Genomic DNA, 16902 nt, shown 5'->3' on the forward strand with positions numbered 1-16902 from the left:
CGTCCGGCGCACCGGGCGCAAAAGTCCGGTTCGGCAACAGTTGGGCCCGTGCAGCGGCGAGCGGCGAGCGCGGCATCCGGCAAAATGGCAGGAACACCGAGGAGACCCCCCATGGCCATCGCCACCGCCGCGACACCGACCATCAGCGCCCGCGCCTGGGTCGTGCTCGCCCTCGGCGTGGCCGCACAGACGGCGGGCACCGTCTTCGTCAGCGCCCCCGCGTTCCTTATCCCCCTCCTGCACAGCGAGCGGGGCCTCTCCCTGGCCCAGGCCGGGCTGCTCGCCGCGATCCCCACCTTCGGCATGGTGCTCACCCTCATCCTCTGGGGCGCCCTGGCCGACCGCATCGGCGAGAAATGGGTCATCACCGGCGGCCTGATCCTCACCGCCCTCGCGGCCGGCGGCGCGATCCTCGCCGACGGATACCTCGCGCTGGGCGTGTTCCTGCTGCTGGGCGGCATGGCGTCGGCGAGCACCAACTCCGCCAGCGGACGGATCGTGGTGGGCTGGTTCCCCAAGCACAAGCGCGGCCTGGCCATGGGCATCCGCCAGATGTCGCAGCCGCTCGGCGTGACGGTCGCGGCCGTGACCATCCCGGTGATCGCCGCGGATGCCGGGGTGGGCGCTGCCCTGTTCGTGCCGTTCGCGCTCACCGCGGTGCTGGCCGTTGCGTGCGCGATCGGCCTGGCCAACCCGCCCCGGCCGGCCCCGCGCGCCGGCACCCCGGCCGTGCGAGCCGGCAACCCCTACCGGTCCAGCGGATTCCTCTGGCGGATCCACGCGGCATCCGTGCTGCTGGTGGTGCCGCAGTTCACCATCTCGACGTTCGGGTTGGTCTGGCTGGTCAGCGACCAGGGTTGGGATGCCCTCGCCGCCGGCGTGCTGGTGGGCGCCGCGCAGTTCGTGGGCGCGATCGGTCGCATCGTGATCGGCGTGGTCAGCGACAGGGTCGGCAGCCGGGTACGGCCGCTGCGCTGGCTGGCCGTGAGTGTGGCGAGCGTGCTGCTGGTGCTGGCCGCGGTGGATGCCGCACACTGGGGCGCCGCCGCCGTGGTGTTCGTGCTCGCGACCACCTGCACCGTGGCGCCGAACGGGCTGGCGTTCACGTCGGTGGCGGAGATGGCCGGGCCTGGCTGGTCCGGCAAGGCCCTCGGGGTGCAGAACACCGGCCAGTTCGTCGCGGCGTCACTGGTCGGGCCGCTGATGGGCGCCCTGATCGGGGTGGTCGGCTACCCGCTGACGTTCGCGGTGGCGGCGGTGTTCCCGGCGCTGGCGGTGCCGGTCGTGCCCCGCGCGCACGCCGAGCACGACCACCTGTAGCGCCCGCCTCGAGTTGCCGCAAAGCGCCCCTTCCCCGCCCGCCAAAGGGCCTCTTGCGGCAAGTCAGCGCATCCACCCGACCGGGCTGACCGCCCCAGCCCGGCGACGCCCTGCTGCGCGCGCCGCATCCCCCCGCCGTGTGGTCGAATAGAACCGATGCATACTCCCCCAGCCCCTCCCGCCCGCACCGTCATCGCCCCCGACAACGTGCAGATCGCCACCTACGAGTTCGGCGACCCCGATGCCCCCACCGTGCTCGCGGTGCACGGCTTCGCCTCCAGCGCACTGGCGAACTTCCACGCCACCGGCTGGATCCGCGACCTGGTGCGCGAGGGCTACCACGTGATCGCGATCGACCAGCGCGGCCACGGGCAGAGCGACAAACCGCACTCCGCCGACGGCTACTCGATGGACCTGCTCGTCACCGATGTCCTCACCGTGCTCGACACCTTCATGCTCGACGAGGTCGACTACGTGGGCTACTCGCTCGGCGCCCGCGTCGGCTGGCACGCCGCTCGCTTCATGCCCACCCGCATCAACCGTGCCGTCTTCGGCGGCATCCCCGACGGCGACCCGCTCACCCGGTTCCGGGTCGACCAGGCGCGGGCTCTGGTGCGCGACGGCGTGCCGGTGACGGATGAACTCACCGCCGCCTACCTGAAAATGGCCGGCGCCATCCGCGACAACGACCTCGAAGCGCTGATCGCGCTCGTCGAGGGGATGCGCGACGGCCCCCAGCCGCACGCGGCCAATGCGCCCGAGCAGCGGGTGCTCTTCGCCACCGGCAGTGAGGACCGCATCCTGGAGGCGTCCCGCGCCCTGGCCGAGGCCACCCCGCGCGCAGCGTTCTTCGAGATCCCCGGCCGCAACCACTTCAATGCGCCCACGTCACGGGCGTTCCGGGATGCCGCGATCGAGTTCCTGGGGCTGCCCGGCTCCGACTGAGCCGCGTCTGCTTGCGGACGCGACCATCCCGCCGGTCGAGCATGTCGAGACCCCGCGAGCCCACCCTGTCGACGCGATCACGACACACACGCACGTCACAAGGTCTCGACAAGCTCGACCAACGACTGGGCGCGACCCCCCAGCCGGCTAGCTGGGCTTGACGGCCTTGATGATGGCGCCGTGCATCTGCGGGGCCACCTCGTGGGTGAAGTCCACGCTGATGTCGGTGAAGCCCGCCGCCGCCAGCGACACACGGTACTCCGCGTCGGACAGCGCCCCGGCGATGCACCCCGCGTAGGAGCCGCGCTCGATGCGTTCGCTCTCGCTGAGCTGGTTCTCGGCGACCACATCGGAGAGCCCGAGCCGGCCGCCGGGAGTGAGCACCCGGAACATCTCGCGCACGACGGAGTCCTTGTCGGCCGAGAGGTTGATCACGCAATTGGAGATGATCACGTTCACCGCCGCATCCGCCAGCGGAATCTCTTCGATGAAACCCTTGAGGAACTCGACGTTCGTGGCGCCGGCCTTGGCGGCGTTCGCGCGGGCCAGGGCCAGCATCTCGTCGGTCATGTCGAGGCCGTAGGCGAACCCGGTGGGGCCCACCCGGCGGGCGGAGAGCAGCACGTCGATGCCGCCGCCGGAGCCGAGGTCGAGCACCGTCTCGCCTTCGCGCAGGTCGGCCACCGCGGTCGGGTTGCCGCAGCCGATGCTGGCCAGCATCGCCTCGTCCGGCACCTCGCTGGACTCCGCGCCGGTGTACAGCACCGAGCCGAACACGGCACTGGTCTCCAGCGGCGTGCCGCAGCAGGAAGCGCTGCTCACATCGGTGACCTGCAGGGCCTGCGCAGCGTAACGCTCTCGCACCTGCTCGGTGATGGCGGACTTCTCGGTCGCGGTCTTCTCGGTCATACGTGGTCCCAGCCCTGATTGATATAGACGGATGTCGATATAGCCAGTATGGAGGGACGAGCGACGCGCGTCAATCCGACCGCGCCGCAGCGGCCCGAGCACGGGCGCCCGCTGACCCCGCCGCGCAACTGTTGCCGATGCGGACATTTGCGCCCGGTGCGCCGGTAACAATTGTCCGCACGGGGCACAGTTGGGGCGGATGCGCGCCGCCGGCGCCGCACACCGACTATGGCATCGGAGCAGCCACGGCCGGCTCGGCTCGGGCGGCAGCGGCAGCGGCAGCGGCATCCGCCGCGCCAGCAATGCGGGCGGCGTACGCGGTCGCCGCGGCCGAGACCGGCGTGCCCGGTGCGGTGAGCGGTGAGGTCTCCGGCGCCAGGGCGGTCAGCCGCAGCGGCAGCACGCCGGCCCAGACGGCGCGGTCCTCGCCGTCGTCGGGCTCCTCGGAAGCACCGTGCGCGCGCACCTTCACACTGACCTCGTCCAGCGGCAGGCGCAGCACGAGCGTGGCGGCCAGTTCGCGTTTTGTCATCGGGCGCACCTCGGCCGTGCGGCCGGGCATCAGGTGGTCGGAGACGATGCGCATCGCCTCGGCCTTCTCGGCCGGGTCGGCCACGATCGTGGCCGTGCCGAACACCACGGCACTGCGGTAGTTCATCGAGCTGTCGAACAGGGACCGGGCGTACACGAGGCCGTCGAGGTGGGTCACGGTGACCGAGATCGGGCTGCCGGATGCCATCATTCGGAAGATCCCGCTGCCGGTGGAGCCGTGCAGGTAGATGGCATCGCCGCCGCGGCCGAAGCCCATCGGCAGCACCAGCGGCAGTCCGTCGCGCACGATCGCCACGTGGGCGACCAGGGCGTCGTCCAGGATGCGGTACAGCTCGGCGCGGTCGGTGCGCTGGCGATCGGGGGAACGGGTGACGCGGGTGCGGTCGGTGATGGGCAAGTCCGCCGAGGGCACGTCTGGCGCCGGCAACGTGGTGGCGGGCCGGGCTGCCGGCAGCGCGACGGCGGCGAGGCCGGCAGGCGACGCGTCGGTTTTCGGGTCTTCGTGGGGCTGGCTGGTGTGGGGCATGCTACTAGGATCGGGGACATAGTGGATCAACGACAGAGCCACCTCTAGCGCCGACGAGTAGACCAGTTGGCGCCGCGGCGCCCCGGAGCACCACCCGAACGAGGACCGATCATGAACGCACATGAGCTGCCGATCCTGCTCGACCGCGGTGCCACGCTCCCCCTCGCGGCGCAGCTGGCCACGGCCCTCCGGCGGGCCATTCTTGACGGAACGCTGCGCCACGATGAGGCCTTACCCTCGACCCGCGCCCTCGCCGCCTCCGTGCGGGTGTCGCGCGGCACCGTCGTCGCCGCGTACGACCAGCTCGCCGGCGAGGGCTACCTGGTGGCCCGACCCGGCTCGGCGACCCGGGTGATGGTCGAGCGACCCCCAGTCGGGACCCCGACGCCGCAACCACCGGCGACCCCACCGACCGGCCTACCCAGCGAGCGGCCGATCATCGACCTGGCCCCCGGGCATCCGTCGACCCGCACCCTCGTCGACCCGGCCTGGACCGCCGCCTGGCGGGCCGCCGTGTCGGCGTCCGGCCGCTGTGACTCACCGCCGGCGAACGGCACCCTCGAGCTGCGCACCGCGATCGCCGAGCACGTGCGGCGAACCCGGGGCCTGGCCTGCCAGCCGGATGACGTGATGGTCACGGCCGGCACCAGCGACGCCCTGGCCGGCATCGGACTCGCACTCGCCACCCCGGCCGACGCTCCCAGGTTCACCCCGCACATCGCCGTCGAGGACCCGGGCTACCCCACCGCCCGGCGGGTGCTGCGCCGGGTGGGCTCCCTCATCCGGCCGGTGCACACCGACGAGAACGGCATCAACCTGGCCGAGCTCGCTGCCCTCGCCCCGGCGCCGCACGCGGTGCTGGTGACCCCGAGCCACCAGTACCCCCTGGGCAGCAGCCTCACGGTACAGGGTCGCCTCGATCTGCTCGACTGGGCGCGGGCCACGGATGCCGTGATCATCGAAGACGACTACGACAGCGAGTTCCGCTTCGACGCGATGCCGCTGCCCGCCCTCGCCACCCTCGACGGGTCGGGCCGAGTCGCGCTGGTCGGCAGCTTCTCCAAAACCGTCACCCCGTGGATCCGCTGCGGCTACCTCGTGGCCACCGGACCCCTCGGTGCGGCGCTGCGCGAGGTGCGGGACGACCTCGGCCCGTCGGTCTCCGGGGTGCAGCAGGCGGCCCTCGCCCGCTACCTCGACAGCGGCGGCCTGGCCCGCAACGTCACCCGGGTGCGCCGCGAGTACGCCCACCGCCGCGCCCTGGTGATCGGCAGGCTCGGCGCGCTGCCCGGCGTGCGGCTGACCGGCCTCGACGGCGGACTGCATGTGGTGGTGCACACCCGGGCGGATGCATCCGCTCTCGTCACGCAGGCCGCCGCGCGCGGGGTGCGGGTCGCGTCGCTGGCCGACTACGCGGTTCTGGCCCGAGGGCAGCACGGCCTGGTGCTCGGCTACGGTGCCCCGACGGATCTCGAGCTCGGGAACGCGCTGGACGTGCTCGTGGGGCTCCTCACCGCGCCGACCGCGAGTTGATGTGCGGCGACGATGAACTCAGCCCCGGGCGAGGCTCCTGGCCGAGCGCCCGGCAAACACGGTCTTGAACGACACCCTGTTCGTGTACTCGATGGACCCGTACCGAAACAGCCGAACGGCGAGCTGCAGCACGACGGCGCTGAGGAGGAACAGCTCCGTGATGACGATGGCCGCTTCCCAGCCCGCGAGGGAGCCGAAGGCGTTGCGGAGCATCGCGGTGATCGGCGCCGAATAGGGGAAGTAGGTGAACACCTGCACGACGGCGCTGTGCGGGTCCGAGAGCACCAGCGATACCGAGTAGAGCGGCACGATCATCAGGATGATCAGCGCGGTGAACCAGCCGCCGGCATCCTTCGCGTTGGGCATCACCGCCCCGATCGCGACGGCGGTGCCCGTGAACAGGGCGAACCCGCCCAGGGCCAGCAGCGCGCCGACGATCATCTGGCCGGGATCAAAGGTGAAACTGGCGAGATCCACCTCCGGCAGGTTCAACGAGGTCCGGAAGAACAGGTAACCGACCGCCACCGGCACGAGGAACACCAGCACCTGCACGAAACCGACGATGAAGACCGAGATGATCTTCCCGCTGATCAGGGCGGTGGGGTTCAGGGTGGTGAGGATCATCTCCGTGACCCGGTTCTCCTTTTCTTCCAGGGTGCTGGTGAGCATCTGGTTGGAGAGCAGGGTGAAGGTCAGGAAGAACATCGCCAGGAAGATCAGCGGCGGGATCACGCCCATGAACCCGGCCGCTTCCTCCCCGCCTGTGTAGGTGGTGGAGGTCACCGACACGTCGCCCTGCGCCATCGTTGTCAGCGCCGGATCCCCGATCTGGTCCTGGGCGCTGGTGATCAGCACCTGGATCGCCACACCCTCATACTCGCCGTTGCCGAACAGGCCCTTGTCGATTCCGTAGACCTGGGTCGGGGTCGTGGCCGGGTCCGCCGGGTACACAAAATGGGCGTCCTCCTCCCCCGCCTTCACGTCGGCGATCGCGGATGCGTCATCCGTGACCGGCGTACCGCCCAAGGCTGCCGCCACGGTCGGGTCGACATAACCGGATGCGTCGCTGTAGGTGAAGGTGAGCTTCGCGTCCGACTGGGCATCGATGTTGCTCATCGACGACGTGTTGCCCAGGGTCACCAGGCCCACCACGATGCCGATCGCGATCGGCACCAGCAGGGTGATGACCCAGAACTTCTTCTTGCCCAGGGTGCGGCCCACTTCGAACCCGATGACCGTGCGGAGATTGTGCTGACCCATCTCAGGCACCTGCCATTTCGTTCTGGTCGCCATAGACGCTGACGAAGATCTCCTCGAGCGAGAGCTTGCTCGTGGTGAAGCTCCGGATCAGAACACCGGCATCGACCAGGTCGCGCAAGATCAGGGCCTCGTCGACGGTGCCGATGAGGGTGAGTTCGGCGTAGTTGCGGTCGCGGAGGCTGATCTCGTAGTGCCCAGATGCGGGTATCTCGCCGGAGTAGCCGACCCGGATCATCGTGCCGCCGTACTGGTTCTGTACCTCTGGGATCGTGCCGTAGGCCTCCGCCCGGCCGCCCTTCAACAGGATCACCCGGTCGCACAGCCGCTCGACTTCCTCCATCTGGTGGGTGACCATCAGCACCGTGGCACCGGCCTTCTTCTGGTCCTCGATGATGTCCATCAGCAGTCGCCGGTTCACCGGGTCGAACCCCTTCGTGGGCTCATCCAGGATCAGCAGCTCCGGGTCGTTCATGATCGTGACACCGAGCTGAACCTTCTGCTGCTGGCCGCCGGAGAGCTTGTCCACCCGAACCTTCGCCTTATCCGCCAGCCCCACCCTCTCGAGATAGTTCGTGGACCAGGCCACCGCGGCCTTCTTGCTCAGACCCTTGAGCTGGCCGAAGTACGTCATCACGGCGAGAACGGATTCCTTTTTGTACAGTCCGCGTTCTTCCGGGAGATAGCCCAGCCGGATGCCGGACTCCGGCGTGAACGGGCGCCCATCGATATGCAGGATGCCGTCGGTCGGGAGGTAGATGCCCAGCAGCGCCCGCAGCGTGGTGGTCTTGCCGGAACCGTTGGACCCGAGGAACCCGAACGTCTCGCCGCGCTGCACATCGAAGGAAAGGTCCTCGATGACCGTGGTGCCGGCGAAATCCATCCGGAAATGGTCGATGTGAACCAGAGACTCTGCTGCAGACGTCATGCCAACACCCTAGCGCCGGGCTGGGCTCCTCCGCAGATAACCCCGCCTTGACCAGCAGATTTTTACCGAGTCGTGAGAACAGGCCGACCGGCGGGACACACCCCCGTCACGGCGCCCACTCATTTGCGGACTTCCCGCCTTCGTCTCCGCAACGAAGGCGGGAAGTCCGCGAACGAACCGCCCAGGACCGACGATCCAGCAGCATCCGGGCCGGCCACAGCAGTTTCAGCTTGCCTTCAGCGGCATCGGCCAGACTGGCAGCGGCGGCCGTACGGCCGACCTACTGACGAGGGGGCCGGATGCGCGTGCTGGTGGTGGAGGACGAGGTGCGGCTCGCGACCGGGCTCAAGCGCGGCCTCGAGGCCGAGGGGTTCGCGGTCGACATCGCCGGCACCGGTCCGGACGGGCTCTGGCTGGCCCGCGAGAACGAGTACGCGGTCATCCTGCTCGACATCATGCTGCCGGGCCAGAGCGGCTACAGGGTCTGCGAGACCCTGCGGGCCGAGCAGAACTGGACCCCGATCCTGATGCTCACCGCCAAGGACGGCGAGTGGGACCAGGTCGAGGCGCTCGACACCGGCGCCGACGACTACCTCACCAAACCGTTCTCCTCCGCCGTGCTGCTGGCCCGGATGCGCGCCCTGATCCGCCGCGGCACCACCGCCAGGCCCACCGTGCTGCGCGCCGGCGACCTGCACCTCGACCCCGCCACCCGCCGGGTCAGCCGGGGCGACGCATCCGTTGACGTCACCGCCCGGGAATTCGCGGTGCTCGAATACCTGATGCGCAACCGGGGCAGCGTCGTGAGCAAGCGTGACGTGCTCGACAACGTCTGGGACTTCGACTTCGAGGGTGACCCGAACATCGTGGAGGTGTACGTGCGGCACCTGCGCAACAAGGTGGACCGGCCGTTCGACCGGGCCGCGATCGAGACCCTGCGCGGTGCCGGCTACCGGTTGGCGGCCAACGGTGGCTGAGCGGACCCGCAGCCGGTCGTTGCGCGGTCGGATCACCCTGGTGTCCACCGCGATCGTTGCCGCAACGCTGGTCGGCGGCGCGGTCGTGTTCGCGCTGGTGCTGCGCGGTGTGCTGCTGGACGAGTTGCACACGGCCGTGGAACGCGACCTCGAGCAGATCGAGACCGAGCTCGACACCGGCAGCGGTCTGAGCGGCCTCGATGCCGACGATGATGACGTGCTCTTCCAGATCACCGACGGCTCCGGCGCTCTCCTTGCCGCCAGCGAGGCGCTCGAGGGCCGGCAGCTGGGCGTCGACGGCGACGACGACGCGCAGACCATCCGGGTGCCAGACGAGGACACCGACTACCTGGTCGTGGCCGAGGAACACGACGACACCACCGTCGTCGCCGGCCGCTCTCTGGAGAACGTCGACGAGGCCGTCGCCACGGTCGGCGTGCTGCTGGCCGGAGCCGTGCCGCTGCTGACCGGGATTGTGGCCTTGCTCACCTGGATCGTGGTGGGCCGGGCGCTGGCCCCTGTCGAGCGGATGCGCCGGGAGGTCGACACTGTCACCGCCACCAACCTCGAGCGCCGCATCAACGACCCCGGCCGCGACGACGAGATCGGCCGGCTCGCGCACACCATGAACAGCATGCTCGACAGGCTCGACACCTCCCAGCGCGCCCAACGGCAGTTCGTCTCGGATGCCTCGCACGAGCTCCGCTCCCCGCTCGCGTCGCTGCGCCAGTACGCCGAGGTGGCCCAGGCGCATCCCGACAGGGTCAACCTCGACGATCTGTCCGAGGCAGTTCTCGACGAGGGCGACCGGCTGGAGCGGCTGGTGGCGGGGATGCTGCTGCTGGCGCGGGTGTCCGAGCGGAGGGCCACGGCGACCGGAACAGCCGTGGATCTGGACGACCTGATGCTCGCCGAGGCCCGCCGGCTGCGCGACACCATGGCGCTCAGCGTCGACAGCAGCGGGGTGGGTGCGGCCCGGGTGCACGGTGACCAGAACCTGCTCGGCCAGGTGGTGCGGAACCTCGTCGACAACGCCGCCCAACACGCTTCCGGGCGGGTGAGCCTGTCGCTCGGCCTGGTCGACGGGCAGGCGCTGCTGGCCGTGGAGGACGACGGCCACGGGGTGCCGCCCGGCGAGCGCGACCGCGTGTTCGAGCGCTTCGTGCGGCTGGACGAATCCCGGGCACGGGCATCCGGCGGCACCGGGCTGGGTCTGGCCATCGTGCGGGAGAGCGTGCAGGCGCACGGCGGCACCGTGCGCATCGTCGACAGCGCCCTGGGCGGCGCCCGGTTCGAGGTGCGCCTGCCCGCTGCAGCCGAGGCCTGACCTCGTTTCTGAAGCGGCCTTCAGCGGGCTTCAGCCTGGCTTCAGCGGTGGCTTGGCACAGTGGGACTATCAGCCACGGCAGCCGTGGCACTCACGAACAAGGGACACACCATGAAGAAGAAGACCATCTGGATCACCGGTGCAGCCGTTGCCGCCGTTCTCGTGGTGGGCGGCGCCGGCCTGGCCATCGCTGACCCGTTCGATTCTGACGGCCCGCTCACCGGCAGCGCCCTCGACAAGGCCAGTGCCGCCGCGCTGGATGCCGTGGGCAGCGGCACGGTCACCGACACCGAGACCGCCGACGACAACGACGCGCACGCCTACGAGGTGGAGGTGACCCTCGCCGACGGGACCGACGTCGACGTGGCGCTGGATGAGAAGTTCGCCGTGCTCTGGGTCGACGGCCTGCCCGCGGATGGCACCACCTCGGTGCCGGGAACCGGCAGCGGATCGGGAAGCGGCTCCGGCTCCGGCGACGGTGACGACGACGGCCGCAGCGACGACACCGGTAGCGATGACTCGGTCGCTGACGACACCGGCACCGACGACTCGACCACCGTGACCCCGCTCACCGACGCCGACCGCGACGCCGCCTCGGCCGCGGCGCTGGCCACCCTGCCCGCCGGCACCGTCGGCACCGTCACCGAGGTCGAGCGCAGTGACGACTTCGACCACGCCTACGAGGTCGAGATCACCCTCGAGAACGGTCAGGACGTCGACGTCGAACTCGATGCGGCCTTCGCGGTGCTCAAGGTCGACGGCGCGCCGACCGCATAGCCCCGGCGGTCCTGGGGGCTCAGAGCCAGGTCTGGCGGTGCTCCTCGAGGAAACCACGCATCGTGGTCGCCGGCCGACCGGTGAGCCGGCGGATGCCGCGATTCGGCAGCGCGGTCAGCCGCCGGCGCGCCGCCCGGTACCACCTCGCCTGCGCGGCGATGTCCGGGCCGGTCACCCCCTGTTTCGCCGCCAGCTCGGCGAATTCGGCCTCGGTCGTGGCGGTGTACCGGATGGGCCGGCCGAGCACCCCGGTGAGACTTTCCGCCACCTGCGGGAAGCTCAGGGACTCCTCCCCCGCCAGAGAGTAGGACTTGCCCAGGTGACCGGGTTCGGTGAGCACCCGAGCGGCGCACCGGCCCACGTCGGCCGCGTCGACGAACGCAACCCTGGCCCCGCCCGCCGGCAGCACGATCTCACTCCGCAGACGGATGTCGTCGCGGTACAGGGTGGACAGGGTCTGCATCAGCACGTTCGGCCGCAGGATGGTGTGCGGCGTGCGGGTGCGCTTGAGGTACTGCTCCACCACGTGATGCGGCGACCGCGTGTCGAACCGCACACCGGGCGCCGACAGGAACACGATCTGCCGCACCCCGCTCTCCTCCATCGCCTGGTCGATGAACGGGATGAGGGTGCGCCCCACGTTGCCGATCGTGGGCGGCACGAGCAGGAACACCCTGTCGACGCCGGCCAGGGCGCGCGCCCAGGTGCTGCGGTCGGCGAAGTCGAAGGCGCGCACGGTGGCCCCGCCGCCGGTTGTGCCGGTTGCGGCGGCGGGCCGGCCCGCGCCGGCCGCGGCTCCCGCGCCGGGCCGGCCGATCATTCGGCCGGGCGATGCGGAGGCGCCATGGCCACCCGGCTTGTGCGCCGGGTTGCGGGACGGCTTCTGATTCGGTGCCCGCAGCGGTTTGCCGGCGGGACGTGCTGTGCCGGGCCCGGCGGGCTGCTGGCCGGCCGCGGTGCCGCTGGCGCGCCGGGCGCCCTCGGCGATCCACGCGCGGGGGTCCCGCATGCCGGCAATCACGGTTTCGCCCGCCTCGGCCAGGGCATCCACGACGGCCCGCCCCACGGTGCCGGAGGCCCCGGTGACCAGGATCCCGCCCGTCAGCACTGTGCGCCGCGGCGACGAGGTCTGCTCGGTCATGCCCCTTACGTTAGTGCCGCCCAGCCCCACATCCTCCGCGAAAGCGGGCGTGTGGCTGCCACGACCCCCGCGAAGCGACCACGCGGCCGCTTTCGCGGATCCTCCGGGCTGAGTCAGACCGCGTCGAGGGTGAACAGGGCCGCCTGCTCGGGGGTGAGGAGCGGGGCGGACAGGCCCACCTCGGCGAGCACGGCGCCGGTGAGCACCAGCTCCCCCGCGTCGGCAGCCTGCCAGGCCGGCGGCACGGTCTGCACGGTGCGCGGCACCGGGCCCACGAGCAACGGTCGCACCCGGTAGCGCCGGGCGGGGTCCAAGCCGGGGAACCGGATCGGGGCGGGTAGCGCGGTGCGGGGCGCGGCCAACGCGACCTGCGCGAACACGGCGGCGGAGCCATCCGCGGCCACCACGCCGTGCAGTTCGATCGCCGGGTCCGACCCGTCGGCGTGCACAACGTTGCCGCTGTGCAGCAGCGCCCGGTGCTCCTTGTATATCGCGATCCAGGCCGCGATCTGGTCGAGCTCGACGGCGGATGCCTGGGTGAGGTCCCACTCGATGCCGGCGCTGCCGAACAGAGCCGTGGCCAGCCGGAAGCCCAGCGCCGAGGTGCGCCCGGTGGTGTGTGCGGTGGCGGCGCCGAGGTGGCCGCCGAGGTATTCCGGCGGCACCAGCACGCTCGTGTAGCGCTGGATCTGCTGGCGTTCCAGCGGGTCGTTGGTGTCGCTGGTCCAGACCCGGTCCACCCGTTCGAGGATGCCCAGGTCGATGCGTCCGCCGCCGGACGCGCAGGACTCGATCTCCAGGCCCGGCTGCGCGGCGCGCACGGCGTCGATCAGCCGGTACAGCGCGGCGGTCTGCCGGTGCACCGAGCCGCCGAGCAGGTCCCGGTTGTGGTCCCACTTGAGGTACGCGATGGGATATTCGGTCAGCAGCGCGGAGAGGCGCTCGAGCAACCAGGCGAAGGCATCCGGGTTGGCCAGGTCGAGTACCCGCTGGCCGCGCCAGGTGGGGGCGGATGCCGAGCCGAGCAGCCAGTCCGGGTGCGCCCGGGCCAGGTCGGAGTCGGGGTTGACCATCTCCGGCTCCACCCAGAGGCCGAAGTCCAGGCCGGCCGCGTGCACCCGCTCGATCAGCGGGTGCAGGCCCTCGGGCCACTTGGCGGCGTCGACGAACCAGTCGCCGAGGGCGCGCTGGTCGTCGGTACGGCCGGAGAACCAGCCGTCGTCGAGTACGAACCGTTCCACGCCGACCTTCGCGGCGGCGTCGACGAGGCGGCTGAGGGTGGGCAGATCGTGGTCGAAGTACACGGCCTCCCAGGTGTTCAGCAGCACCGGGCGCGGGCCGGTGATGGTCGACCAGGAGCGGATCCACGGGTGCAGCCGGGCGCTGAGGCCGTCCAGGCCCGCGTCGGAGTACACCGCCACGGTCCACGGGCTGGTGTAGCTCGCTCCCTCGGCCAGGCTCAGCTCGCCGGGCGCGAGCAGTTCGCCCGCGCCGAGGGCGGCGTAGCCGAGCGTGCTGCGTTCGGCCCAGACCAGCTTGTCGCCGCTGTACGCCAGGTGCACCGCCCACACCTCGCCGCGGCGGAAGCCGAAGCCGGGGGTGCCGGCCACGGTGAGGTAGGAGTCATCGTGGCCGGGCCGGCCGTGCCGGGACTCCCGGCTCCAGACGCCCTGGCCGAGGGTGCTGCGCTGCGGCCGGCGTTCGTGGCTCCACAGCCCGGTGAAGTCGAGCAGCTCGGCGGCCCGGTCGGGCACCGGCAGGATCGCGTCGAGGCCGGCGAGCTCGAGCGTGCCCTCGCCGGTGTTGGTGAGGGTGTGCCGTAGGCGGAGCACACCCTGGGCGGTGAGTTCGAGCTCGGTCGAGACGGTGACGGATGTCTCCGCATCCGCCAGCTCGATGACCAGCGTGTTGTCGCCATCCTCATGCACCGCCACCAGGACCAGCGCCGGGTCGAGGGTGCCCGTGCCGGTGCGGAACCCGCCGAGCGCGGGCCGGCCGCTCCAGCCCTCGGCGAGGGCGGGCAGCAGGCTGAGGCGGAGCGGCACGTCGAGGGAACTCGGGCCGACGGGCGGCACACTCACGGCGGCCAGCGCGGCGAGGTCGGCCGGTGACAGCTCGCCGAGGTCGGCGCCCCAGTGCACGATCACCGGCGTGCCGCTGCCGGACGCGTCGAGAACAAGGCTGGTGCCCGCGGCACGGAGGTGGTGGATCATGACACTGCTTTCTTCGTTGGATGAAAGAGGAGTTTGAGCACATCGCACGCGGACCTGCGGACGGCGTCGGCACGACGCCGAGGCATCCGCACGCGTCACACACGACCGTACCGCCCGGCGCGACAAGGCACCGGGCGGTACGGGGTGACGGGCAAAGCGGGTCAGCTACTCCTTGACGGGAATCGACTGCGCCTTGAGCGCGTCGATGGTGGCGCTCTGGCCGGTGGTCAGGGCCTCGGCGAGGGTGCCGTTGCCGCTGACGGCTGCCTTGAAGCCATCCGAGACGTCGTTGTACGTCTGGGTCATGGTCGGACCCCAGACGAAGTCACTCGACACCTGGCCGGAGGCGGCGGCGAACTCGTCGTAGATGGGCTGGTTGCCGTAGAACTCCACGCCTTCCTTGAGCACGGGCAGGTCCAGGCCGGCCTTGGCGGCCGGGTACAGGTTGGCTGCCTCGTTGAGCATGGTCAGCGACTCGCTCGAGCTGTTCAGCCACAGGGCGAACTGCGCGGCTTCGTACGGGTGCTCGGAGCCGGTGAACACTGCGGTGGACGAGCCACCCCAGTTGCCGCTGGCCTCATCGCCGGCTTCCCACTGCGGGGACTGGGCCACGGCCCACTTGCCGGCGGTGTCGGGCGCACCGCTGGCGATGGAGTTCGCACCCCAGGCTGCGGAGTTCCAGGTCCAGGCCGCGCCGGTGTTGTAGGCGTTGTCCCACTCGGTGGTCCACGGCGGCTGCGTCGAGACGAGGTCCCGGTCGATCAGGTCCTGCCAGTAGTCGGCCACCTTGATCGACTCGTCGCCGGTGAGGTCGACGTTCCAGTTCTCGCCGTCGTTGCCGAACCAGGTTCCGCCGGCCTGCCAGACGAGCCCGGCGAACTGGTTGATGTCGCTCTGCGAGAAGTTGGTGATGTACGCGCCGGTGGCCCGCACCTGCTCGGCGGCGGTGGCGTACTCTTCCCAGGTGGTGGGGATCGCGATGCCGTTGGCCTCGAAGAGGTCGGCCCGGTAGAACATGGCCATCGGGCCGGAGTCCTGCGGGATGGCGTAGACGGCGTCCTCTTCGTTGAAGCTGACCTGGCCCCAGGTCCAGTCGACGAAGTCGGCCTTGGCGTCCATCACACCGTCGCAGGATGCGAGGTTGACCAGGCCGTCCTGCACGCGGAAGTTGGGCAGTGCGTCGTATTCGATCTGGCCGAGGTCGGGCGCATTGCCGGCCTCGAGCTGGTTGAAGAAGTTGGCGTAGGTGCCGCCGTTGCCGTTCGGGCCGGTCTGCACGGCCACCTGGATGTCGGGGTTGGCCTCGTTCCAGACGTCGACGACCTCTTCGATGCCGGGGATCCAGGACGTGAAGGTCAGATCGACCTTGCCCTCGGCGGGCTCGCAGGCAGCAGCGTCGGCGCTGTCGCTGGAGGTGCCGGCGGCGGAGCAGCCGGTCATGGCGACCGTGGCTGCGGTGAGCAGGGCAACGGTGGCCGCTCTCTTGGTGATTCGCATTGTTTTCCTTTGTTGGGGTGTTCGCTGAAAAGGAGTGGTGCAGGGTGACACGGGTGGTGCGGGTGAAGCCGGGTGAAGAGTCGGAGAGAGTCGAGGGGTTACTTGACGCTGCCGGCGCCGAGGCCGTTGCGCCAGAAGCGCTGCAGCAGCAGGAACAGGATGATCAGCGGGATGATCGACAGCAGCGCGCCGATCAGCACGTAGCCGCGGAGTTCGGGGATCTGGTTGACCTGGGAGTTCCAGGCGTAGAGGCCGAGGGTGACCGGGAACAGGGTCTCGTCGCGCAGCATGATCAGCGGCAGGAAGAAGTTGTTCCAGATGGCCACGAACTGGAAGAGGAACACCGTGACCAGGGCGGGGAACATCAGCTTCACCGAGACGGTGAAGAAGGTGCGCACCTCGCCGGCGCCGTCCAGGCGGGCGGCCTCGATCAGTTCGTCCGGCACGCTGGCCGAGGCGAAGATGCGGGTGAGGTACACGCCGAACGGGCTGACCAGGCTGGGCAGGAACACCGCCCAGAAGGTGTTGGTGAGGCTGACCTGGCTGAAGATCAGGAACAGCGGCAGTGCCAGCGCGGTGGCGGGCACGAGGACCCCGCCGAGGACGATGTTGAACAGGAGTTCCCGGCCCGGGAAGCGGTACTTCGCCAGGGCGTAACCGCACATGGCGGCGAACAGGGTGGCCAGCAGGGCGCCGGCGCCGGCGTAGAGGGCGCTGTTGAGCATCCACTTGAGGAAGACGCCGTCACGGTAGGCGATCAGGTTGCCGATGTTGGCGAACAGGTTGAAGTCGGCGAACCAGAGCGGGTTGGTGCTGGTGAACTGGGAGCTGCTCTTGGTGCCGGCGACGAACAGCCACCAGATCGGGATGAGGAAGTAGAGCGTGAAGACCAGCATCACGGTCATCGCGCCGACGCGGGAGAGCGGGCTCTCCTTGGGTCCCTTCGGCGTGTTCTCGGCGCGGCGCATCGCGCGCTTGGTCGGGACGGCGACGGGCTCGG

General features: G+C 70.4%; 14 protein-coding genes. 6 read left to right on the plus strand and 8 right to left on the minus strand.

Going from position 1 to position 16902, the window contains the following annotated elements; translation table 11 throughout:
- The first annotated feature begins 111 nt into the window (after positions 1 to 111).
- Positions 112 to 1320, plus strand: a complete 1209-nt coding sequence (locus RCH12_RS07105; RefSeq protein WP_327016469.1) for an MFS transporter — start codon at positions 112 to 114, stop codon at positions 1318 to 1320.
- 156 nt (positions 1321 to 1476) lie between these two features.
- Positions 1477 to 2265 carry an alpha/beta fold hydrolase gene (locus tag RCH12_RS07110; protein WP_103430145.1) on the plus strand — a complete coding sequence of 263 codons (789 nt, stop codon included), beginning with the start codon at positions 1477 to 1479 and terminating at the stop codon, positions 2263 to 2265.
- 147 nt (positions 2266 to 2412) lie between these two features.
- Here RCH12_RS07110 and arsM read toward each other — a convergent pair whose 3' ends face one another.
- Positions 2413 to 3174, minus strand: a complete 762-nt coding sequence (arsM, locus tag RCH12_RS07115; protein ID WP_327016470.1) for an arsenite methyltransferase — start codon at positions 3172 to 3174, stop codon at positions 2413 to 2415.
- Between the two features lie 226 nt (positions 3175 to 3400).
- The gene (locus RCH12_RS07120; protein WP_327016471.1) at positions 3401 to 4252 is read right to left on the minus strand and encodes a pyridoxamine 5'-phosphate oxidase family protein; all 852 of its coding nucleotides are present in this window, start codon (positions 4250 to 4252) and stop codon (positions 3401 to 3403) included.
- Positions 4253 to 4363: 111 nt separating this feature from the next.
- Between RCH12_RS07120 and pdxR the strand changes: the two genes are divergently transcribed.
- Entirely contained in the window at positions 4364 to 5785 is a 1422-nt protein-coding gene (gene pdxR / locus RCH12_RS07125; protein ID WP_327016472.1) for a MocR-like pyridoxine biosynthesis transcription factor PdxR, read from the plus strand.
- 18 nt (positions 5786 to 5803) lie between these two features.
- On the opposite strand, the gene RCH12_RS07130 is transcribed toward pdxR, so the two are convergent.
- A complete protein-coding gene (locus RCH12_RS07130) occupies positions 5804 to 7045 on the minus strand; it encodes an ABC transporter permease (protein ID WP_327016473.1) in 1242 nt (413 codons plus the stop codon).
- 1 nt (position 7046) lies between these two features.
- Complete coding sequence (locus tag RCH12_RS07135) at positions 7047 to 7970, minus strand: ABC transporter ATP-binding protein (protein ID WP_243399040.1); 924 nt, start codon at positions 7968 to 7970, stop codon at positions 7047 to 7049.
- 299 nt (positions 7971 to 8269) lie between these two features.
- Between RCH12_RS07135 and RCH12_RS07140 the strand changes: the two genes are divergently transcribed.
- From RCH12_RS07140 to RCH12_RS07150, 3 genes are all read left to right on the plus strand, one after another.
- Positions 8270 to 8947: a response regulator transcription factor gene (locus RCH12_RS07140; RefSeq protein WP_327016474.1), complete on the plus strand. Its 678-nt coding sequence runs from the start codon at positions 8270 to 8272 to the stop codon at positions 8945 to 8947.
- Complete coding sequence (locus RCH12_RS07145) at positions 8940 to 10274, plus strand: sensor histidine kinase (RefSeq protein ID WP_327016475.1); 1335 nt, start codon at positions 8940 to 8942, stop codon at positions 10272 to 10274. Before RCH12_RS07140 ends, RCH12_RS07145 begins: the two co-directional genes overlap by 8 nt.
- A 111-nt stretch (positions 10275 to 10385) precedes the next feature.
- On the plus strand, positions 10386 to 11051 hold the full coding sequence (locus RCH12_RS07150; protein WP_327016476.1) for a PepSY domain-containing protein: 666 nt from the start codon (positions 10386 to 10388) through the stop codon (positions 11049 to 11051).
- A gap of 19 nt (positions 11052 to 11070) precedes the next feature.
- Here the strand turns inward: RCH12_RS07150 and RCH12_RS07155 are convergent, their stop codons facing one another.
- From RCH12_RS07155 to RCH12_RS07170, 4 genes are all read right to left on the minus strand, one after another.
- Complete coding sequence (locus RCH12_RS07155) at positions 11071 to 12192, minus strand: NmrA family NAD(P)-binding protein (RefSeq protein ID WP_327016477.1); 1122 nt, start codon at positions 12190 to 12192, stop codon at positions 11071 to 11073.
- 113 nt (positions 12193 to 12305) lie between these two features.
- Positions 12306 to 14405 (minus strand): alpha-galactosidase, encoded by a 2100-nt coding sequence (locus RCH12_RS07160; RefSeq protein ID WP_327016478.1) that lies wholly within the window; start codon positions 14403 to 14405, stop codon positions 12306 to 12308.
- Positions 14406 to 14570: 165 nt separating this feature from the next.
- Positions 14571 to 15902: an ABC transporter substrate-binding protein gene (locus RCH12_RS07165; RefSeq protein ID WP_103429574.1), complete on the minus strand. Its 1332-nt coding sequence runs from the start codon at positions 15900 to 15902 to the stop codon at positions 14571 to 14573.
- A gap of 98 nt (positions 15903 to 16000) precedes the next feature.
- A complete protein-coding gene (locus RCH12_RS07170) occupies positions 16001 to 16870 on the minus strand; it encodes a carbohydrate ABC transporter permease (RefSeq protein WP_198415085.1) in 870 nt (289 codons plus the stop codon).
- Positions 16871 to 16902: the final 32 nt, after the last annotated feature.

Source organism: Cryobacterium sp. MP_3.1 (assembly GCF_035984795.1).
Classification (GTDB): domain Bacteria; phylum Actinomycetota; class Actinomycetes; order Actinomycetales; family Microbacteriaceae; genus Cryobacterium; species Cryobacterium zongtaii.